The organism is Bacillus cereus G9842 (assembly GCF_000021305.1).
GTDB classification, from domain to species: domain Bacteria; phylum Bacillota; class Bacilli; order Bacillales; family Bacillaceae_G; genus Bacillus_A; species Bacillus_A thuringiensis_S.
The window spans coordinates 2,097,477-2,117,495 of sequence record NC_011772.1; the positions used below are offsets into that span (position 1 = coordinate 2,097,477).

Below are 20,019 nucleotides of genomic sequence, written 5' to 3' on the forward strand. Positions count from 1 at the left end.
CTTAAGGTTTTTTTCATAAATAGGAAGTATTATTGATACAATAATAGTAAAAGGATGGACAACATATGATTACGTTTGAGAAAGTTACTATAGAAAATGAAAGCGTTGTTAAAGAAATGTTTAAATCGCATAGTTTAGGTGAGAAAAAGGTACAGTATTGTGTGAAAGTTGATGATACATATATTGGTGTAATAGATTATAGTGTTCAAGAGGAACGAGCTGTTTTATCACAGCTAATTATTCATTTTGATTACCAAGGTTATGGTTATGGTACAAATACGTATTTTACATTTGAAGAAATGATGAAACAAAGAAATGTGAAAGAAATAAAAGTGCTACAAGAGGAATTAACAGAAAAAGCGCATTCTTTCATAGAGAGTTTTGGCTTTACTTCAGAAGATGGAGCGTATGTGAAGAAAATATAACGATGATTATTTATGCGATACAATAAATATAAGGCAGGTGGATGTATGACAATGACTTCTGGTCTTGTATTAATTGGAGGGTGCTTTATAGTAGCAGAACTATGTCATATAATCATTCGGAAAAGAATGATTAAGAAAAGAAAGCCGTATGAATTACAATACGTCCCTGTCTTTTTCATTATATTTTGTATGCTTAGTACATTACAAAATATAATGAACTTTCCACCACTTGTGAATGTTTTTTTAAAGTTCGGTTTACTTTATAGTGGTGTTGGAATAGTACTTTTATTTATTTTATTTTGCATACGTTATATTCACTATCAATCGTATATATTTATTTTAAATTGGTTAAAACAAGATGATAGAAACCGCCTTACATAAGGCGGTTTTTTTATTTGTGATTGTAACAGAACTTGTACATTTCACATAAAATAGGACGAGTAGCAATGCTAACATATTACAAGAAAGGGGCGGGGTAGTAAAATGAAACTTGTTATAGACGCAGGGCACGGTGGATATGATTCTGGTGCTGTTGGTAATGGCTTAGTAGAAAAAAACTTAACGCTTCAAATTGCTAGACGCGTTCGAGATATTTTAACGGTAAATTACCCAATTACAATTAAAATGACACGTGATAGTGACGTGTTTATTTCCTTATCGGAACGTGCTAATATTGCTAATGCTTTTGGTGCGGATTATTTTATTTCATTTCATATTAATAGCGGCGGGGGTACAGGTTTTGAAAGCTATATTTATAATGCGTTATCCAACAGCAGCACTGCATATGCAAAGCAACAAAAGATGCATACAGCAGTAAATCCTGTATTAACAAAATACGGTCTTCGTGATCGAGGAGCAAAAAAAGAAAATTATGCGGTATTAAGAGAAACCGCAATGGATGCAATTTTAACTGAGACTGCCTTTATTGATACAACGTTTGATGCAAATTTATTAAAAAATCCACAATTTATTGAAGATCTAAGTCAAGCGTATGCAAATGGAATAGCGGCTATTTTTGGAGTAGCTCCAAATCCACAACCTCCAAACCCACAACCGACACCTCAAACGAAGGGAATCGCTTATATCCTTGGGAAAAATGTAAATTTAAGAAATGGTCCATCAACTTCTTCCTCAGTTATTCGTCAATTAAATTCTCCAGAATCTTACGTTGTATATCAGGAAAGTAACGGATGGTTAGATTTGGGGAATGGACAATGGGTGTATAATGATCCTTCTTACATTAATTTTGTAAAGACAAGCAATAGTGATGGAAGTCCGATTGGGGTTGCATATATACAAGGGATGAATGTAAATTTAAGAAGTGGTCCATCAACTACATCTGCAGTTATCCGTCAATTAAATCCTCCAGAATCTTATTTAGTATATATAAATGAAAATGGCTGGTTAAACCTTGGTGGAAATCAGTGGGTATATAATGATCCATCGTATATTAAGTATACTCAATATTAGGAATTAAAATGATAATGCAATATGGATGCGTATCTTTGTTATGTATAACTCAGATACGCATTGTAATAACAACATAAATTTTCATACTTATACACTATATGTTAAAAAGAAACATTAGAAAAGCCAATAGAATCGAAATGGTATATATTAAAAAAGTTTTCTGATATACATTGACAATGTATGTAGTATACATTAATCTTTAATTGTTAATGATAATCGATTTCATCTAGGGAGGACATATGATACATACTAAAAAACTAATTATGTTCTGCATTATGATACTCATGGTTGTAATTGCAGGATGTAGTAAAGAAGAGAAAAAAGAAAATGATATATCAGCTAAAGCAAAAGATTCATATACGGTCAAGCATGCAATGGGCGAAACGACAGTAAATGGTACACCTAAAAAAGTTGTTGTTTTAACAAATGAAGGTGCAGAGGCTCTCCTAGCTGTGGGCGTAACGCCAGTGGGGACTACGAAACCACGTGCTGGTGATGAATGGTACCCTCATGTAGCGAAAGAATTAAAAAATACGGAAGTTGTAGGAACTGAACGTGATATTAATTTAGAAGCAGTAATGAAGCTTAAGCCAGATTTAATTATCGGAAATAAAATGCGTCACGAAAAAATATATGATCAGCTAAAAGAAATCGCACCAACTGTTTATGCAGAAACATTACGCGGTGATTGGAAAGAAAACTTTACGCTTTATACAAAAGCTGTAAATAAAGAAAAAGAAGGGCAAAAAGCTCTTGATGATTATAAAAAACGTATTGAAGGAATGAAAGAGAAGTTAGGCGATAAATTGAATTCTAAAGTTTCTATTATTCGTTTCGTGCCAGGTGATGTTCGTATTTATCAAAAAAACTCATTCTCGGGAGTTGTTTTAAATGATATTGGATTTAAACGACCACCATTACAAGATAAAGATGATTTTGCGATAAAAGGAATTACAAAAGAGCAAATTCCAAATATGGACGGGGACTACTTATTTTATTTCACGTCTGATAAAGATGCAGATAAGAATAATGAAGGAAATTCGTTAGCAAAGGAATGGACAGAAGATCCACTCTTTAAGCAACTACAGGCTTCTAAAAATAATAAAGTATTCCAAGTGGATGAAGTAATCTGGAATACAGCAGGCGGTATTAAAGCTGCGAATCTTATGTTAGATGATATTGAAAAATATTTCCTTAAATAAATGATAAAATACATCACTTTTACGAAGTGATGTATTTTTTGTTCGTGAAAATACAGAAAATTCCTTCTTTAAGGGTGACATAAGTTGTACAATAAAATCAATCATGTGATAAAGGAGTGGGGAAGAATGAAAGCTACTCATAAAGAGTGGATCTTGTTTAATGGGAGAATGATTAATACGAAGGAAGAACAGCCGATGGTCGCATTAGAAGAGCGCGGCTTCCAATTTGGTGATGGTATTTATGAAGTATTTAGACTATACGATGGCAAGCCTCATTTATTAGATTTACATTTGGAACGATTCTTTAACTCTATGGCAGAAATAAAACTAATTCCACCATTTACGAAGGAAGAATTAGTGGAAGAGTTACATCAAATGATTGAAAAAAATCAATTTCAAGAAGATGGGAATGTATATTTACAAATATCAAGAGGTGCACAACCACGCAATCATGTATATGAATCAGATTTACAACCGACATATTTTGCAAATCTTGTTTCGTTCCCAAGACCAGTTGCTTCAATGAAGGCAGGGATTAAGGTAACGGTAGAAGAGGACATCAGGTGGAAGTTTTGCCATATAAAATCATTAAATCTTTTACCAAATATCATGATTAAAAATAAAATAAATGAACAAGGGTATCAAGAAGCAATATTAGTACGAGATGGCATTGTGACTGAAGGGTGTCATTCGAATTTCTTTATGGTGAAAAATAATAAATTGATTACACATCCGGCTGACAATTTCATTCTACAGGGCATTACGCGGCACTATGTTATTACATTAGCGAAAGAGTTACATATCGAAGTAGAGGAACGAGAGTTTTCATTACAAGAAGTATATGAGGCTGATGAGTGCTTCTTTACAGCGACGCCGCTTGAAATATTCCCAGTCGTTCAAATTGGTGATGAACAGTTTGGAAACGGCGAAAGAGGACCAATTACAAAGAAACTCCAAGTGGCATATGAAGAAAGTATTAGATTGTTTAAAGTTATGAACTAATATTGAAGAAAAAAGCTGATATTCCTTCAGCTTTTTTTCATGATATAATTCAAGCGTAGGACAAGATTTGAAAACGCTGTAAAAAGGGGATTTAATGTATGAATTATGAAGGTTTTAAAGAAGTAATTCACGGAAGACGAAGTGTTAGAAAGTTCACAGAACAAGAAGTATCTACTAATGATATAAAAGAAATAATTGATTGTGCTCGTTATGCACCGAGCGATACGAACTCACAAACGTGGGAATTCTTGGTCATTATGAACCGAGAGAAGATTAAAGAAATTGAACAAATGACATGGGATGCTTTACATAAACTTGCGGCAAAAGCAACAGATAATGGAGAAGAGAAAGCAGGGAAATTACTTACGCGTTCTTTCGGACCATATGCGACAGCTTTCTCTGAGGCACCAGTATTAATCGTATGCTTGGCAACACCATATGAATCAAAGTTTCGTGAAAAGATATTTGATCCCATTGCTTTTGTTCCAGATTCAGTTTGGGAAGAAGAAGGGATTAAGAGTAGCTGTTTAGCGGCACAAAACTTAATGTTAGCTGCACATGCAAAGGGACTTGGTACTTGTCCAATGACAGGGCCAGTATTGCTAGCTCAAGATGAACTGCGCCAATATTTACAAATTGAGCCTGAAAAACAAATAAATATGGTTATTTCACTCGGATTTCCGAAAGATAAGCCAAAAAAACTTCCAAGAAAAGAAGTAGAAGAAATCACAACATTTGTTTTTTAAAGTGCAAAATAAAAAGACATTGGACATATCAATGTCTTTTTATTTTGGAGCGGGTATTATATCGATTTGTTGGGCTAAAATGATAAATAAGAAGGAATTACTATTTATTTCATAAAAAAAATTAATGTTCTATTAAGGAAAGTATGATACATTAATCGTGAGCAAGCTTCTATATGTTCATAAAAGTTTTAAAAGTTATTTTTGTATAATAAATTATAATCAAATGACAGGGGGGATGAATTTTGAAAAAATTCATAATCACTGGATTGTCTGTATTGTTATTAGTAGGTTGCGGTGCTCCACAGGAAAAAGAGGACGCGCAATCAAAACAGGAAGAACAAGTTGTAAACGCAAGTGATGAGAATATGGTTGTATTTCCTGAAGGCGCAATGTCAATTGGAGAAGGGAAAGTAAAAGTTATTACTCCAGATGGTACTTCTGAAAATGGAAATATACCGACTGTATTCATCAAAAAGGATACTTTAATTCAGCAAGTTGAATTAGAACTTTCTAATTTTCAAAGTGATAAAGAAACATTCATATTTGTAGATCAAATGTATACAGATAAACATCAAGTAACTAGTACAACACAGACAACAGTACAATTAAAAGAAAAGACGCTGGAAACAGGTAGTCATACAATTACTGCAGTTCAGTATGAAAACAATGACCCGAAAGGAAAGGTTATTAGTTTTAATCAAGCAACATTTGAGACAAAGCCTGCGTCTTAATCAGAATAAAAAGTACATTACTCAAAAAAGTAGTGTGCTTTTTTGTTTGGATGGAATGGTGTAATAGGGAATAATTTATTTCGTTTTCTAGTACGATTAAGCAGTAAGGAATCACTTGTTACTACTATGATGGAGAAAAAGGTTGAAGGTATGAATCGATATGTTCGTATCTTCTTGATTAGTATAATCATGTCAGTAATTTGGTTTACTATACAAGACGTTAATCAACTTACGTTTAATTATCAAACTTATGACTTGTTAATGGGAAGTATATGTTTTGTCATTGTGTGCCTGTTTTATGATAAACTTTGATTAAGATAAGTTTTACAAGAAAAATGTAGGTATTTCATTTGAAATGTCGAATAGTACATACGATGTCGTAATAACAAATTTTCTATTGTTTACTGTGAAACAGGAGAAGGGGAGATAGTAGTTATGAAACGAGCTCTTATTAATATTGATTATACATATGATTTTGTAGCGGAAAAAGGCGCTTTAACTTGCGGAAAACCAGGTCAAGAAATCGAACAGGAAATTGTACATATAACGAAGCAATATATTGAAAATGGAGATTACGTAGTGTTTGCAATTGATAAACATGAAGAAAATGATGAATATCATCCCGAAGCGAAATTATTCCCTCCTCATAATATAGCAGGTACAAATGGTAGAGACTTATTCGGTGAGTTGCAAGAAGTATACGAAACATATAAAAATGCTGAGAATGTATATTATATGGATAAAACGCGATACAGTGCGTTTGCTGGAACAGATTTAGAGATGAAGTTAAGAGAAAGAGGAATAGAAGAAGTTCATCTTGTAGGTGTTTGTACTGATATTTGCGTTCTTCATACAGCAGTAGATGCGTATAATAAAGGATTTAAAATTGTTGTTTATGAAAAGGCAGTTGCATCTTTTAATGCGCAAGGGCATGAATTTGCACTTGGACATTTTAAATCTTGTTTACATGCAGAAGTGAAATGAAAAAGAGGCCTTTAAAAAGGTCTCTTTTTTGCGTTTAAACCGAGACGACATTTTGCTCAATTAATTTTTTTATGAATGGACTAATATTTTGTGGTAGCTCATTTAAATTAAAAAACTGTACATGTAATGATTCGACTCGATCAGCTTGTAGCGAGCCACCTGTAATATCTTTGCAAAGGTAAGCGATTGTCATAGGGTAAAATTCATCTCCGTTCGGTAATTTCACAAAAAATTCTTTACCTGAAAATACACTTACTAGCTGAAGTGTACCAATTTCAATTCCTGTTTCTTCAAGTACTTCTCGTCTTCCAGCTTCTTCTGTAGATTCACCAAGTTCCACAAAACCTCCTGGGACACCCCACATGCCATTTCGCCTTTGTTGTAGTAATATTTGTCCTTGTTCATTGAAAACAGCTACCGCAACGCCTGCTAAATTGAGTGGCCTTGATCCAACAACTTCTCTTAGTTCTTCAATATATCCCATTGGTTGTAACCTCCGTGAGTAATAATATTTTCAAATGAACTATTCGATATAATGTAAATGTTTTCCTTTTGTTGAGATGAGTAGTGTAGTTTTAAAGTAAAGTCATAAAAAATTTCAATTGCCAGCTCCCTTTAGGTTATGAAAAAGGGTATATTTATAGAAGAATGTCTAATGAATTTAAAAAATATAGCGGCTTTGTATAGAATTTTTATTAGTTAAGGAAGTGGATGGATGAGTTTATTAACGTATACTGAAGAATTTTTTAATTATGTAAGGGAGTTTTTACTTTTAAGATTTTTGCTATTTGCTTTAGTTTTAATCATTATTTCGTTTGTAATAAACCGTATTATTGATTGGTTTTTTAGGAAATCAAGCTTTTTTGATGAAGAGGTAGAGCAGACGATTCAAAGTGTAATTCGATCTATTTTTAGATATATCATTATCATCAGTCTTATCATATATTTAATTAGCCAATTTGTAGATATAAAAAGTATTATTGCAGGTGCAGGGATAGCTGGAGTTGTCATCGGTTTTGCTGCACAACAGATGCTAAAAGATGTTATATTAGGCTTTGCAAGATTAGCGGACAAAGAGTTTCGAGTTGGTGATTTTGTAACTTTTAACGGAACAAATTCAGGAACTATTGAAGAGATTAGTATTCGTTTTATGCAAATACGTGAATGGTCAGGAAAATTACTTACCATCCCACACGGAGAGATTAGAACGATACAAAATTTTAATAAAGGATGGATGCGTGTAATTGAACGCATCACGGTAAGTTATCAGGAAGATCCAACAAGAGTGAAGGAATTGTTAGAAGAAGTATGTGTTATATGCAATGAAAAATTGGATCAAACTCTTTATAGAGTAGAGGATGAGGCTGTTGAACCATTTAAATACGTCGGTGTTACAGACTTAAATCCTAACCTGAAATATGTTGGCTATGAATTTTGTATTACAGGTTTAATAAAGCCAGAAGATTATTTTGAAACTTCTAGACAAGTAAGATTTGAATTAATGTCTATATTCCATAAGAATCAAGTGCAAATGCCGGCAGCGAATATGGTTGTTACTACTGAAAGTTTACAGCATATTCATGGTGGACAATCTTTATCGGACAGCTAAAGTAGAATCGCTTGTTAACAAAAATTCTGATTCCAACATTGGATAGAATAACAATAATAAAATGATTGATATAAAGAAAGGGCTGAAGGAATTCGGTTCTTTTTTTATTTATAGAATTTAGAAATTTCTTAATGTTATAATTGTAGTTGGTGATGAGAATGAACTTTGAAGAAAAAGAGATGCATCGTTTAGAAGCATTAAAAGAAATTGCTGAATTATTAAATGAAGCAACAAACTTACAGGATATGTTAGAAAAAGTGTTGCATACATTGTTACAAGTAATGAATTTACAAACAGGGTGGATATTCTTTATTGATGAAAGTGGAAAGCATAGCATGCTTGTAGACGAAAATTTACCAGAGGCTCTTACGTGGCAAGAGAAGAAGCCGATGTGTGAAGGAAACTGTTGGTGTGTAGAACGTTTTGTGAATGGGAGATTAGAAAAAGCGACTAATATTATTGAATGTAAGCGAATAGAAGATGCAATTGAATGTAATTGGGGAGAGACAGAAGATGTTACACATCATGCGACAATTCCGCTTAGGTCTGGATCAGAGAAATTTGGCCTATTAAATGTAGCCGCGCCTCATAAGACACATTTTTCTGAGGAAGAGTTAGCGTTATTAGAATCAATTGCATTTCAAATTGGAACGACAATACAACGTATTCAATTAGTTGAGAAAGAACGTAAATATGTAGTGGTAGCGGAAAGAAATCGACTTGCACGTGATTTACATGATTCAGTAAAACAATTGTTATTTTCTATTATGCTAACAGCAAAAGGTACTTTGAATATGACGCAAGATAGAGAATTGCAAGAGATGTTAAGTTATATTGGAGAATTATCACAAGAAGCATTACAAGAGATGACGTTATTAATTTGGCAATTAAGACCTGAAGGATTAGAGAAAGGATTAGCAGAAGCAATTCAAAATTACGGGAAGTTGTTAGGAGTTCAAGTGGAAGTTCGAATTGATGGGATGGTTTCAATTGGGGATGAAATAGAAGAAGTTTTATGGCGTATTAGCCAAGAGGCGCTACATAATTGTAAAAAGCATGCTTCGTGTGAAAAGGTACATGTTCTTTTAAAAATAGAAAATAACCAGTTATTTTTTTACATAGAAGATAATGGAATAGGATTTATACAAGATCAAGTAAGGGAGTCAGCACTTGGCCTGAAAAGTATGAAGGAACGTATTCAATTAATGAAGGGATCGTTTCAAATTATAACAGAGCTGAGAAAGGGTACAAAAATAGAAATTCAATTGCCGATTTGAAGGGGAGAATAAGATTGAAGATTAAATTGCTATTAGTTGAGGATCATCATATCGTTCGAAGAGGACTTGTATTCTTTTTGAAAACGAGAGGAGAATTTGAAATTATTGGGGAAGCGGAAAATGGCGAAGAGGCATTACATTTCGTGCAAAAAGAAAAACCAGATGTCGTACTAATGGATGTATCAATGCCGAAAATGGATGGAATTGAGGCGACAAAACGTCTAAAGCAATACGATGAGACGATAAAGGTACTTATATTAAGTAGTTTTTCAGAGCAAGATTATGTTATACCAGCACTTGAAGCTGGAGCAGATGGTTATCAATTAAAAGAAGTACAACCTGAGCAACTTGTCGCTTCTATTATTGCAGTACATCAAGGAAATGCGAATTTTCACCCGAAAGTAACACCTGCATTAATGGGGCGTTCCGCAGTAAAGAAGGAAATAGAAAATCCTTTTTCAATGTTAACGAAAAGAGAGCAAGAGGTACTTCGTGAAATTGCGAAAGGAAGAAGCAACAAGGAGATTGCAGCAGAACTTCATATTACAGAACAAACTGTGAAAACACACGTTTCAAACGTTTTAGCTAAATTGGAAGTGGATGATCGTACGCAAGCCGCATTATACGCAGTGAAACATGGGGAGAATTATTCATAAGTATGAATAATTCTGTTATATCGTATGACAGAATACATAGGAGCAATTAAAATTTATAGTAATCCCTAATATAGGTTTTTCTTCTTTTAATAATTAGGTACAATAAAGTGAAACTCTAATCAGGGGGGACCATCCTCACTGATGATTAGTTAAACTAATCGATTTTTACAGGATAAAGCTACGATGGAAGGGGAAGATATGCTATGCCTGGTACAAGAAGTGGGATTGGAAAGATTCAGGCTTCGTTAAATGGTTTATCACCGAAATTGCGAAGTATTGCCGAACATATTTTGAAACATCCACAAGATGTTGTACATAAATCTATTACAGAATTAGCTGAAGTTACGAATAGTTCCGAAGCTACGATATTCCGCTTATGTAAACACCTTGGTTTGCAAGGTTTTCAAGATTTAAAGATTACATTAGCCCGTGAAATTGTACATACACCAATGCAAAATATTCATGAAGAGGTATCAGCAGAAGATAGTATGGTAACTGTTGCTAAAAAAGTTTTTCATTCGCATATTACAGGACTGCAAGATACTTTACATTTGCTAAATGAAACAGCACTTGAGCAGGCTGTACGAGCCTTGCAAGAAGCAAGTCGAATTGAGTTTTATGGAAATGGTGGCTCTGGTATTATTGCGATGGATGCGTATCATAAGTTTATGAGAACGGGTATTTCTTGTATCGCTCATACTGATTCGCATTTTCAAATTATGGGAGCAGGTTTACTCTCGAAAAATTCAGTTGTTATTGGCATTTCTCACTCTGGTAGCAATAAAGGATTACTTGAAGCATTAGAAGTAGCGAAAGCAAGAGGGGCCAAAATTATTGCGATTACGAGCTATAAGAAATCAGCATTAAGTCAACTTGCTGATATAACGTTATATACATCAACACGTGAGACTGAGTTCCGCACAGAAGCAAGTTCATCACGATTAGCACAGTTAAGCTTATTAGATACTTTGTATGTAGGGTTGTCGTTGCAGCGACAAGAGGAAACGCTTAAAAATTTACAAAGTATACGTGAAACGATTTCGATGAAGCGAATATAAAAAAGCTCTTCAAATGAAGAGCTTTCAGACTGTGGACAAACTATTTTTGGAGAGTTCAAATGCTAAAAATAGTTTGTCTCGTATTTTATGGATAATTTATCCAATTGCATTTATATGTAGTGCTTTCTATATATAATTTACTATAAGTGAGGAAGGTGTCTTATGAAAATATCCGTTTATGTTGCAAGTGCATTTAGCAAGGATCATAAAGGCGGAAATAAAGCAGGAGTGGTATTTATTGAGAATACAAATACATTGACCACTACTCAAAAAATGACAATAGCGAAACAACTGGGTTATGCGGAAACCGCATTTATATCAGAATCTGAAATTGCTGATTATAAATTTGAGTATTTTACTCCAAAAGAAGAAGTTGATTTATGTGGTCATGCCACAATTGGCTCTTTCGCGATACTGATGCATTTAAATAAAATTTTCAAGAATCGCTATACGATTGAAACGAACAGCGGTGTTCTTACTATTACCATAACAGATGACATCATATTCATGGAACAAAATAAACCGATATTCTATGATGTTGTATCTCCAAATGAGTTCACCGACTGTTTTGACATTAAAGATATAGACAATAAATACCCAATCCAAATTGTCTCCACGGGCTTAAAAGATATTTTAATTCCTATAAAAAGCGAAACACAATTACATGCACTGCAACCTAATTTTGAAAAAATTAAAGAAATCAGCAAGTATTATAATGTTGTTGGGATGCATCTATATACTTTTAATGACAATCGAATTATATGCAGAAATTTTGCTCCACTATACGACATTAATGAAGAAGCAGCGACTGGAACTTCAAACGGTGCATTAGCTTGCTACCTTTATGAACAGCACTATTTGCAAAAAGAAGTCTATGTATTTGAACAAGGTTATTCTTTACACTCGCCTTCCGAAATATTAGTTAAATTAGCAACCAATAGCAAAAATAAAATAGAAAAAGTTTATGTTGGCGGTAAAGGCTATTACTGTGAAGCTAAGTGTTTAAATGTAGAAAATATTGAGTAAAGAGCTTTTTTTTATCGTTGAGAAGTTTGTTAATTTATTTTCTTTTCTTTTCTTTTAGAAATGTATGACTTACATATAGTCAGTGATAAACTCTCATTTTTAAAAATTAAAAATAAAGACCGATTTGTGTAATGATTCAAATATTGTTCATAATTTCACAATTTGTTTATGAAGTGTCATGTTATGATGAACATGTAATGATGATTGAATACTTAAATTTGGTACGGTAACTAGCCAAAGTAGTGAGGAAAGTAGTTGTGAGATAAACTCATTAAAACGCTAGAACACTAAAGGGGAGATCACATATGAAAGCAGTAGTGGTTAATAAAAACAGCAAAGCAAACATCGAAGTGGTTGAAAAAGAATTACGTCCGTTACGCTCAGGTGAAGCGTTAGTAGATGTAGAGTATTGTGGAGTTTGCCACACTGATTTACACGTTGCGAATCATGATTTTGGTAACACTGATGGCCGTATTCTTGGTCATGAGGGTGTAGGTATTGTTACGAAAATAGCTGATGATGTTAATTCGCTAAAGATAGGTGACCGTGTAAGTATTGCATGGATGTTCCAATCTTGTGGACGTTGTGAATATTGCGTAACTGGTAGAGAAACATTTTGCCGTGAAGTTAAAAACGCAGGTTATTCAGTAGATGGTGGTATGGCTGAACAATGTATCGTTACAGCTGATTATGCGGTAAAAGTACCAGAAGGATTAGATCCTGCTCAAGCATCATCAATTACATGTGCTGGTGTAACTACATATAAAGCTATTAAAGTATCAGATATTAAACCTGGTCAACCTATTGTAATCTATGGCTGCGGTGGATTAGGTAACTTAGCTATCCAATATGCTAAAAATGTATTTGGTGCAAAGGTAATCGCAGTAGACATTAATGACGACAAATTAGCCTTAGCGAAAGAAGTTGGTGCTGATATGACTATCAATCCAATTTCTCAAGGTCCTGCTGATAAAATTGTTCAAGAGGAGCTTGGTGGCGCTTATGCTGCGGTAGTAACAGCAGTCTCTAAAGTAGCCTTTAACTCAGCAGTTGATGCAGTACGTGCTTGCGGTAAAGTAGTTGCAGTAGGGCTACCAGTAGAAACAATGGACTTAAACATCCCGCGACTTGTACTGGATGGAATTGAAGTAGTTGGTTCTCTAGTTGGTACTCGTAAAGATTTGGAAGAGGCGTTTATGTTTGGGGCAGAAGGAAAAGTAGTGCCGGTTGTTCAAACTTGTTCGCTAGATAAAGTACAAAATGTATTCGAAGAAATGGAACAAGGTAGAATTCAAGGGCGTATGGTAATTGATTTTAAAAAACATAATTGTGATTGCAAATAATTCACTTTAAATATAAAAATTGTGAGTCTAGCAAAGGACATGTAAAAAAAGTTAGACGGCATAAAAAGATGATCCCTGTATTTAATAGGGATCATCTTCTTTATTTTCTACTAATATCGATGCCAATTAATACTTGATTAATGAGAAACGATTAAAGGTTTACTTTATTTGCAAACGAAAAAGAATCTTTATGTTTAACAAATTTTTTATGATCTGGAACGTTTTGAATTGCTACAATTTGCGAATCTCTTGCTTTCAGTGCATCTTGAATCCCGATGGTCATAAGCTTAATAAATAGAATCGTAATAAAGAATGAAGCGAGAGTATAAAAAATAATCCACCATGAAAGATTCATTTCATTACGATTTAATCCAATAAGGCCTGCCCAATCATTAGATAGAGAAACAGGTTTGAGCACTCCGTCATAGAGTTCACGCATTTGTATGCCGCCAATTACAATGTTAAGCAACGCTAAATGGATAACGAGTATGAGTGTTTGGACGATATGTTCCATAAATAATACAAATAAGCGGTCAAGTAATAAGACTCGTAAGTGTTTTTTAATAATATGAAAACGACTAGCCCCCAGTAATTGTGAACTTAAGATGTAATCTTGTTTCATAAATTCATCAACCTCTGAGGATATGTATAAAGAAAGTGTAGGCAGAGCGACGAAAATAAGTACGAGTACTTGATAAAACGTAAATGAAATATTTGGATCTACCCCATCAGCATTTGACGTGATTACAATATTAACGGGCGTGATAAGTATGAATGCGATAAATAGAGTTGGAATATAATAAAAAACTTCTGAGCATGACTGGAAAAATCTCTTGAGTTTTGGAGCAAATAAACTTAAGAGGATTCCTATACATGTTCCGCATAAAATTCGAAAGAAGCTAATTGCCACGGCTAATAAAATAGTAAATTTTGCTCCTTCTACAATTTGTAAGAAAACAGACTCTCCAAAACGATCAGATCCAAAAGGTGGAATTAACGATGGTGGAAAGGGAGCCTTTCCAAGTAATTCGTTATTTTCATTGTAAAGTAACTGAGGAGGTTTTGGGATGTTATCTTTAAAGAACCAACTATAAATAAAACTAGCTGAAATAAGTATGAATAAATAAGTAAAGCCGATTAAAAAGCGTTTTGATTTCCAAATAGATTTCATAATGATACTCCTTTCAATTGCTTTTTCCATCTATTCATCATGAATGAGATTATTTGGAAAATGGCGTAAAACGGTAAAATAATCATAACAAGTATAATAAATGTAGCTGGAGGTGAAACAAACGCCTTATTAAATAAAAATTGAAAAATGCCTTCCATATTAAAAACAAATTCTAAAATGAATAAATTAGAAAGTAAGAAAACAAAAATCGTTTTTAAATGGTGGAAGAAGTGGATAGATATATTTTTGAATAAATGAATGCATAATATATAACTTGATGAAAGGCCTTTTCCATATGCAACCTCTACGTAATGTTTTCCTTGTTCTTCTTTTATGTATAACACCATCATCCGAAACATTTGTAATGTAGGTAAGACAGCTAATGATAAAATAGGGAGTAAATAAGCTCGATTTTCATTAAAAGAAATAATAGTGACAGGAGATTCCCCAAATTTCTGAAGTACCCATATGAAAAATATTTGCAAACAAATCATCATCATCATATCAGGGACAGCTTCTAATATGAACACAATTCGGTTTATCCATTTTTTTATATAATCTTTTGCTAAAAAATAAAAAAATGCCATGCTAGATGATAAAAAGAGAGCAAGAAAAAAGGCTGAAAATAATATAGTAAATGAATATAGGTAAGGTTCTAAAACAGTTGGAAATAATGGTGTTTTTTTGAAATGGCCAAACTTCGGGTCTGATCCTATAATCACTAATGATTCAAGGGAGAAGACCTGTTTTAACATGGTAACGATCTGATTAAAAAAATAAATTGGTTGAAAGGTAAATCCTTGTTGAGTGATAAATAAATAAGGTAAATTTAATAATAGTAAGAGTGATAAAAGAATTGATGAAAGCTTAATTGTGAATTGAGATATTGTATTTAACATTAAATCCCTCCGACATCTTTTTACAACATTATACAATAAATTCTATATTATTGTTTTATTTTTCTGAAAAATAAAAATACTGTTGAATTTTATAGTATGCAAGATATATTTACAAGATAAAAAAGTAATAGTAGGGGCCGCGCTCTATTTTTATCAAGACAAAAGGACTAGTGAACTTAAAACAATAAACAAGAGCAAAATGCACAGAATTTTCATTCTGCGGGTAGTTACTTTTCTTGGCTTGATAGCGATATTACGTGACCGCTAAAAATGAATATTGCTTTTCAACTCTTTCTTCATGCAAATGAGTAGAACGTATGGAGGACTATGTATGTGTTGTTAATGAGAGGAAAGAGTGTATTGCGTAACGAATATAACGTAATTTTACCGCAAGGAGTAGCTAAATTTAGTGTATAAGTGAAATGGAATGAGTAGATTTATTTTTTTATATGAAAAAAATTTTCTTTTTATAACTTGATAAATGAAAAAATATTTTATATACTAATTCATGTAAACGGTTTACTAAATCGTATTTTGCTAGAAATGAAGGGAAGATTCGCATGGAAACAAGGGGGAGAGTAATCGGGATTGATATCGGTACCACAAGTACGAAAACGGTTGTGTTCACAGAAAAAGGAAAAGTCATTGCATCACATGCAATCGATTACCCAATTATTCAACCGAACGTCGGATGGGCTGAGCAAGATCCTGATGTAATATGTGCCGCTGTATACAAAAGTGTAAGCGTTGCCATCGAAAAGGGTAATGTATTACCAGAAGATATTTCTTCAATCGGTATTAGTACAGCTATGCACGCATTAATTGCAGTAGATGAAAATGGTGCGCCATTAACGCGTTCTATCATTTGGGCAGATAATCGAAGTACGAAGCAATCAGAAAAATTATTACAACAAATGAATGGGCATGAAATTTATAGACGTACAGGTACACCAATTCATCCGATGTCACCACTTTCTAAATTGTTATGGATGAAAGAAGAGGAACCAGAGTTATATACAAGTGCTTATAAATTCATTTCCATTAAAGAGTATGTGATTTACCAATTATTTTCACGCTACGTAGTTGATTATTCGATTGCTTCTGCTACGGGGTTATTTAATTTAGAAACATTAAACTGGGATGAAGATGTTTTAACTATGTTACATATGTCACCAGAACAATTATCAACCCCTGTACCAACTACATATATTTTATCAGGTATGAAGCCAGAATTAGCACAGAAGATGGGGATAAGTGCAGAGACACCAATTGTCATAGGAGCAAGTGATGGGGTTCTTGCAAATGTAGGAGTTGGGGCGATATCACCGGGTGCGGCTGCAATTACCATTGGAACGAGTGGTGCGGTTCGAACAATCTCATCAAATATAAATACAGATGAGAAAGGGAGAACGTTTTGTTACGCATTAACAGATGAGCACTGGGTAATCGGTGGTCCAACGAATAACGGCGGAATATTACTGAGATGGTTACGTGATGAATTTGGTAGTCCAGAGCAAGAAGTAGCAAGAAAGCTCGGAATTGATCCTTATGATTTATTAATTAAATATGCAGAAAGCGTACCAGCTGGAGCGGATGGGCTATTGTTCTTACCTTTCTTATCTGGAGAACGCGCACCTTACTGGAATGCAAATGCTCGTGGTACATTCTTTGGAATCAATCTTCAACATAAGCGAGAACATTTTATACGTGCAGTGATGGAAGGTGTTTGTATGAGTGTATATTCAGTAGCACTCGCAATTAGAGATTGTACAGGGCCACTTACTGAAATACGAGTTTCAGGAGGGTTTGCGAAATCTGCATTTTGGAGACAAATGTTGTCCGATATGATGGGGAAAGAATTGCTTGTACCTGAAAGTCATGAAGCATCTGCGCTTGGGGCAGCGGCAGTTGCTTTATATGCTGTAGGAAAAATTGATTCTCTTGAAGAGGTAAAGGATTGGATTGATATTGTTCATCACCATGTACCGAATAAAGAAAATACGGCTATATATTTAGAAATGTTTTATATGTATGAACGACTTTACAATCGCTTGAAAGAAGAATTTGATTGTATAGCTGCTTTCCAACGTAAATAATAGGGGGATTGGGAGAAATGGTAGTTGGGATCGTACTAGCGGCAGTTGTCATACTACTTTTACTTATTACGGTAGTAAAATGGCATCCATTTGTCGCATTAATTTTAACAGCAATTGGTGTAGGATTAGCAATGGGAATGCCTTTAATTGGAACTTCACCAAAAGATCCAGGAATTATTGATTCTATTAAACTAGGGCTTGGTAATACGTTAGGATTTTTAGCAATAGTTTTAGCACTAGGAACGATGCTTGGAAAAATGATGGCCGAATCTGGTGGTGCTGAACGTATCGCTAACACATTAATTAATCGTTTTGGGAAGAAACGAGTTCACTGGGCGATGATGTTCGTTGCATTTTTAGTAGGGATTCCGGTATTTTTCCAAGTTGGATTTGTCCTATTAATTCCGTTAGTATTTACAATTGCGTTAGAAACTGGGGTATCACTTATTACAATCGGTATTCCGCTAGTAGCAGGACTGTCAGTCGTACACGGACTTGTTCCACCGCATCCAGCGGCAATGGCGGCAGTTGGTATTTTTAAAGCAGATGTAGGGAAGACAATTTTATATGCGTTAATTGTCGGACTTCCAACTGCAATTATTTCAGGTCCACTTTACGGGAAATGGATTGGTGCTCGTATCCATAAGGAAGTACCATTAGATATAGCGGAGCAATTTATTGAAAGAGATAAGAAGAAAGAACTTCCTAGCTTCGGAAATACATTGTTTACTATTTTACTTCCAGTATTTCTTATGCTTGGTGCATCCATTGCTGAAGTAGCGTTACATAAAACGAGTCAACTTGCACAAGTGTTACACTTTATTGGAGATCCAATAGTCGCTTTATTAATTGCAACGATTTATTCTTTCTTTAGCCTTGGTTATGCAAAAGGATTTTCTAAAGATAAAGTATTACAATTTACAAATGATTGCCTTGGGCCAATTGCAAACATATTGTTAGTGATTGGTGCAGGCGGCGCATTTAATAAAGTACTATTAGATTCTGGAATTGGAACGACAATTGCAGATATGGCGAAAGAATCGCATATTTCACCGATATTATTAGGGTGGGGAATTGCGGCACTAATCCGAATCGCAACTGGATCGGCAACTGTTTCTATGATGACAGCAGCTGGAATTGTAGCACCGATTGCAGCAAGTACACCTGGTGTAAATGTTGAACTACTAGCACTTGCAACAGGCGCAGGGTCATTAATTTTATCACACGTGAATGATTCGGGATTTTGGATGATTAAAGAATATTTCGGAATGACTGTGAAAGAAACATTATTAACATGGACCGCAATGGAGACTATACTATCAGTTGTAGCACTTGGATTAATTTCGATATTAAATATATTTGTATAGAATGGGAGATTGATTAATATGAAACTAGGTTTAATTGGATTAGGAAAAATGGGATTCCCATTAGCTGAACACTTACATGAAGACAAGCATGAAGTAGTTGTATACGATGTAAATAAAGAGCTTGTAGAAAAGGCAGGAAAACTAGGAATTACTGCACGTCATACATTAAAAGAAATGATCGCTGAATTAGAAGCTCCTCGTACGATCTGGGTAATGGTGCCTGCAGGAGAAGTTGTAGAGTCAGTATTAAAAGATGTGTATCCGTTATTAGATGAAGGTGATATCGTTATTGAAGGCGGAAATTCATTCTATAAAGATACGTTACGCCGTGCTGAAGAAGCGAAAAGCTTTGGGTTACATTATGTAGATATCGGTACATCTGGCGGTGTAGAAGGAGCTAGATACGGTGCTTGTTTAATGGTTGGTGGAGAAAAAGAAATTTATGACCAATTAGAACCTTTATTTAAAGATTTAGCAGTAGAAAATGGCTATTCTTATGCTGGCCGCGTTGGTAGTGGTCATTTTTTGAAAATGGTTCATAACGGTATTGAGTACGGCATGATGCAAGCAATCGCTGAAGGATTTGAAGTACTAGATAAGAGTGACTTTGATTTCAATTATGAAGATGTTGCAAAAGTATGGGCGAACGGATCAGTAATCCGCGGTTGGTTAATGGACTTAACTGAAAAAGCATTTGCAGATGATCCTAAACTTGATGGCATTAAAGGTGTAATGAACTCTTCAGGAGAAGGGAAATGGACTGTTGAAACTGCGCTTGAGTTACAAGCAGCGGCACCAGTAATCGCGATGTCATTATTTATGCGCTATCGTTCTCAGGAAGATGATACATTCCATGGAAAAGTAGTTTCAGCACTACGTAATCAGTTCGGTGGACATGAAGTTGTAAAAAAATAAGGATGTTTTTGAAAAGAAACTTGTGCATAAGCGCAAGTTTCT

At 34.3% G+C, this 20,019-nt stretch carries 20 protein-coding genes; 17 read left to right on the plus strand and 3 right to left on the minus strand.

Features of this window, described 5'->3' with window-relative positions; all coding sequences use genetic code 11:
* The first annotated feature begins 65 nt into the window (after nt 1-65).
* The 8 genes from BCG9842_RS10585 to BCG9842_RS10625 all read left to right on the plus strand — a co-directional run bounded on the left by BCG9842_RS10585 (nt 66) and on the right by BCG9842_RS10625 (nt 6,560).
* Nucleotides 66-425, plus strand: coding sequence for a GNAT family N-acetyltransferase (locus BCG9842_RS10585; RefSeq protein ID WP_000627501.1), 360 nt, complete (start codon nt 66-68; stop codon nt 423-425).
* Between the two features lie 51 nt (nt 426-476).
* Nucleotides 477-806: a hypothetical protein gene (locus BCG9842_RS10590; RefSeq protein WP_000200457.1), complete on the plus strand. Its 330-nt coding sequence runs from the start codon at nt 477-479 to the stop codon at nt 804-806.
* A gap of 102 nt (nt 807-908) precedes the next feature.
* On the plus strand, nt 909-1,895 hold the full coding sequence (locus tag BCG9842_RS10595) for an N-acetylmuramoyl-L-alanine amidase (protein ID WP_000779884.1): 987 nt from the start codon (nt 909-911) through the stop codon (nt 1,893-1,895).
* A 239-nt stretch (nt 1,896-2,134) separates the two neighbouring features.
* Nucleotides 2,135-3,097: an ABC transporter substrate-binding protein gene (locus BCG9842_RS10600; protein WP_000581983.1), complete on the plus strand. Its 963-nt coding sequence runs from the start codon at nt 2,135-2,137 to the stop codon at nt 3,095-3,097.
* Between the two features lie 126 nt (nt 3,098-3,223).
* Nucleotides 3,224-4,099 carry a D-amino-acid transaminase gene (gene dat, locus BCG9842_RS10605; protein ID WP_000648395.1) on the plus strand — a complete coding sequence of 292 codons (876 nt, stop codon included), beginning with the start codon at nt 3,224-3,226 and terminating at the stop codon, nt 4,097-4,099.
* 98 nt (nt 4,100-4,197) lie between these two features.
* Nucleotides 4,198-4,845 carry a nitroreductase family protein gene (locus BCG9842_RS10610; RefSeq protein ID WP_001105348.1) on the plus strand — a complete coding sequence of 216 codons (648 nt, stop codon included), beginning with the start codon at nt 4,198-4,200 and terminating at the stop codon, nt 4,843-4,845.
* Nucleotides 4,846-5,087: 242 nt separating this feature from the next.
* Nucleotides 5,088-5,576: a hypothetical protein gene (locus tag BCG9842_RS10615; protein WP_000713494.1), complete on the plus strand. Its 489-nt coding sequence runs from the start codon at nt 5,088-5,090 to the stop codon at nt 5,574-5,576.
* A 435-nt stretch (nt 5,577-6,011) separates the two neighbouring features.
* Entirely contained in the window at nt 6,012-6,560 is a 549-nt protein-coding gene (locus BCG9842_RS10625; RefSeq protein ID WP_000816791.1) for a cysteine hydrolase family protein, read from the plus strand.
* A gap of 34 nt (nt 6,561-6,594) precedes the next feature.
* Here BCG9842_RS10625 and BCG9842_RS10630 read toward each other — a convergent pair whose 3' ends face one another.
* Nucleotides 6,595-7,044, minus strand: coding sequence for an NUDIX hydrolase (locus tag BCG9842_RS10630; RefSeq protein ID WP_000540506.1), 450 nt, complete (start codon nt 7,042-7,044; stop codon nt 6,595-6,597).
* Between the two features lie 231 nt (nt 7,045-7,275).
* On the opposite strand from BCG9842_RS10630, the gene BCG9842_RS10635 reads away from it, so the two are divergent.
* The 6 genes from BCG9842_RS10635 to adhP all read left to right on the plus strand — a co-directional run bounded on the left by BCG9842_RS10635 (nt 7,276) and on the right by adhP (nt 13,529).
* On the plus strand, nt 7,276-8,169 hold the full coding sequence (locus BCG9842_RS10635; RefSeq protein WP_000055429.1) for a mechanosensitive ion channel family protein: 894 nt from the start codon (nt 7,276-7,278) through the stop codon (nt 8,167-8,169).
* Between the two features lie 179 nt (nt 8,170-8,348).
* Nucleotides 8,349-9,446 (plus strand): two-component system sensor histidine kinase CasK, encoded by a 1,098-nt coding sequence (casK, locus tag BCG9842_RS10640; RefSeq protein ID WP_170264794.1) that lies wholly within the window; start codon nt 8,349-8,351, stop codon nt 9,444-9,446.
* 14 nt (nt 9,447-9,460) lie between these two features.
* On the plus strand, nt 9,461-10,102 hold the full coding sequence (gene casR, locus BCG9842_RS10645) for a two-component system response regulator CasR (RefSeq protein ID WP_000694653.1): 642 nt from the start codon (nt 9,461-9,463) through the stop codon (nt 10,100-10,102).
* A gap of 203 nt (nt 10,103-10,305) precedes the next feature.
* Nucleotides 10,306-11,160 (plus strand): MurR/RpiR family transcriptional regulator, encoded by an 855-nt coding sequence (locus BCG9842_RS10650; protein WP_001119645.1) that lies wholly within the window; start codon nt 10,306-10,308, stop codon nt 11,158-11,160.
* A gap of 162 nt (nt 11,161-11,322) precedes the next feature.
* Nucleotides 11,323-12,186 (plus strand): PhzF family phenazine biosynthesis protein, encoded by an 864-nt coding sequence (locus BCG9842_RS10655; protein WP_000704326.1) that lies wholly within the window; start codon nt 11,323-11,325, stop codon nt 12,184-12,186.
* A 305-nt stretch (nt 12,187-12,491) separates the two neighbouring features.
* Nucleotides 12,492-13,529, plus strand: coding sequence for an alcohol dehydrogenase AdhP (gene adhP, locus BCG9842_RS10660; protein ID WP_000649140.1), 1,038 nt, complete (start codon nt 12,492-12,494; stop codon nt 13,527-13,529).
* Between the two features lie 151 nt (nt 13,530-13,680).
* Here the strand turns inward: adhP and BCG9842_RS10665 are convergent, their stop codons facing one another.
* Together BCG9842_RS10665 and BCG9842_RS10670 are read right to left on the minus strand one after the other, a co-directional pair.
* The gene (locus BCG9842_RS10665; RefSeq protein WP_000836579.1) at nt 13,681-14,700 is read right to left on the minus strand and encodes an ABC transporter permease; all 1,020 of its coding nucleotides are present in this window, start codon (nt 14,698-14,700) and stop codon (nt 13,681-13,683) included.
* Nucleotides 14,697-15,599: an ABC transporter permease subunit gene (locus BCG9842_RS10670; protein ID WP_000935301.1), complete on the minus strand. Its 903-nt coding sequence runs from the start codon at nt 15,597-15,599 to the stop codon at nt 14,697-14,699. Before BCG9842_RS10670 ends, BCG9842_RS10665 begins: the two co-directional genes overlap by 4 nt.
* 560 nt (nt 15,600-16,159) lie before the next feature.
* On the opposite strand from BCG9842_RS10670, the gene gntK reads away from it, so the two are divergent.
* Genes gntK through gnd form a run of 3 tightly spaced genes read left to right on the plus strand, consistent with a single transcriptional unit; the run spans nt 16,160 to nt 19,977 of the window.
* Nucleotides 16,160-17,695: a gluconokinase gene (gene gntK, locus BCG9842_RS10675; protein WP_000449998.1), complete on the plus strand. Its 1,536-nt coding sequence runs from the start codon at nt 16,160-16,162 to the stop codon at nt 17,693-17,695.
* Between the two features lie 17 nt (nt 17,696-17,712).
* Nucleotides 17,713-19,062, plus strand: a complete 1,350-nt coding sequence (locus BCG9842_RS10680) for a GntP family permease (RefSeq protein ID WP_000260204.1) — start codon at nt 17,713-17,715, stop codon at nt 19,060-19,062.
* 18 nt (nt 19,063-19,080) lie between these two features.
* Nucleotides 19,081-19,977, plus strand: coding sequence for a phosphogluconate dehydrogenase (NAD(+)-dependent, decarboxylating) (gene gnd, locus BCG9842_RS10685; protein WP_000765981.1), 897 nt, complete (start codon nt 19,081-19,083; stop codon nt 19,975-19,977).
* The last annotated feature ends 42 nt before the right edge of the window (nt 19,978-20,019 follow it).

Coding starts and splice junctions, on each gene's coding strand:
- BCG9842_RS10585 (WP_000627501.1), top strand. CDS start 66: ATGATTACGTTTGAGAAAGTTACTATAGAAAATGAAAGCGTTGTTAAA.
- BCG9842_RS10590 (WP_000200457.1), top strand. CDS start 477: ATGACTTCTGGTCTTGTATTAATTGGAGGGTGCTTTATAGTAGCAGAA.
- BCG9842_RS10595 (WP_000779884.1), top strand. CDS start 909: ATGAAACTTGTTATAGACGCAGGGCACGGTGGATATGATTCTGGTGCT.
- BCG9842_RS10600 (WP_000581983.1), top strand. CDS start 2,135: ATGATACATACTAAAAAACTAATTATGTTCTGCATTATGATACTCATG.
- dat (WP_000648395.1), top strand. CDS start 3,224: ATGAAAGCTACTCATAAAGAGTGGATCTTGTTTAATGGGAGAATGATT.
- BCG9842_RS10610 (WP_001105348.1), top strand. CDS start 4,198: ATGAATTATGAAGGTTTTAAAGAAGTAATTCACGGAAGACGAAGTGTT.
- BCG9842_RS10625 (WP_000816791.1), top strand. CDS start 6,012: ATGAAACGAGCTCTTATTAATATTGATTATACATATGATTTTGTAGCG.
- BCG9842_RS10630 (WP_000540506.1), bottom strand. CDS start 7,044: ATGGGATATATTGAAGAACTAAGAGAAGTTGTTGGATCAAGGCCACTC.
- BCG9842_RS10635 (WP_000055429.1), top strand. CDS start 7,276: ATGAGTTTATTAACGTATACTGAAGAATTTTTTAATTATGTAAGGGAG.
- casK (WP_170264794.1), top strand. CDS start 8,349: ATGCATCGTTTAGAAGCATTAAAAGAAATTGCTGAATTATTAAATGAA.
- BCG9842_RS10650 (WP_001119645.1), top strand. CDS start 10,306: ATGCCTGGTACAAGAAGTGGGATTGGAAAGATTCAGGCTTCGTTAAAT.
- BCG9842_RS10655 (WP_000704326.1), top strand. CDS start 11,323: ATGAAAATATCCGTTTATGTTGCAAGTGCATTTAGCAAGGATCATAAA.
- adhP (WP_000649140.1), top strand. CDS start 12,492: ATGAAAGCAGTAGTGGTTAATAAAAACAGCAAAGCAAACATCGAAGTG.
- BCG9842_RS10665 (WP_000836579.1), bottom strand. CDS start 14,700: ATGAAATCTATTTGGAAATCAAAACGCTTTTTAATCGGCTTTACTTAT.
- BCG9842_RS10670 (WP_000935301.1), bottom strand. CDS start 15,599: ATGTTAAATACAATATCTCAATTCACAATTAAGCTTTCATCAATTCTT.
- gntK (WP_000449998.1), top strand. CDS start 16,160: ATGGAAACAAGGGGGAGAGTAATCGGGATTGATATCGGTACCACAAGT.
- BCG9842_RS10680 (WP_000260204.1), top strand. CDS start 17,713: ATGGTAGTTGGGATCGTACTAGCGGCAGTTGTCATACTACTTTTACTT.
- gnd (WP_000765981.1), top strand. CDS start 19,081: ATGAAACTAGGTTTAATTGGATTAGGAAAAATGGGATTCCCATTAGCT.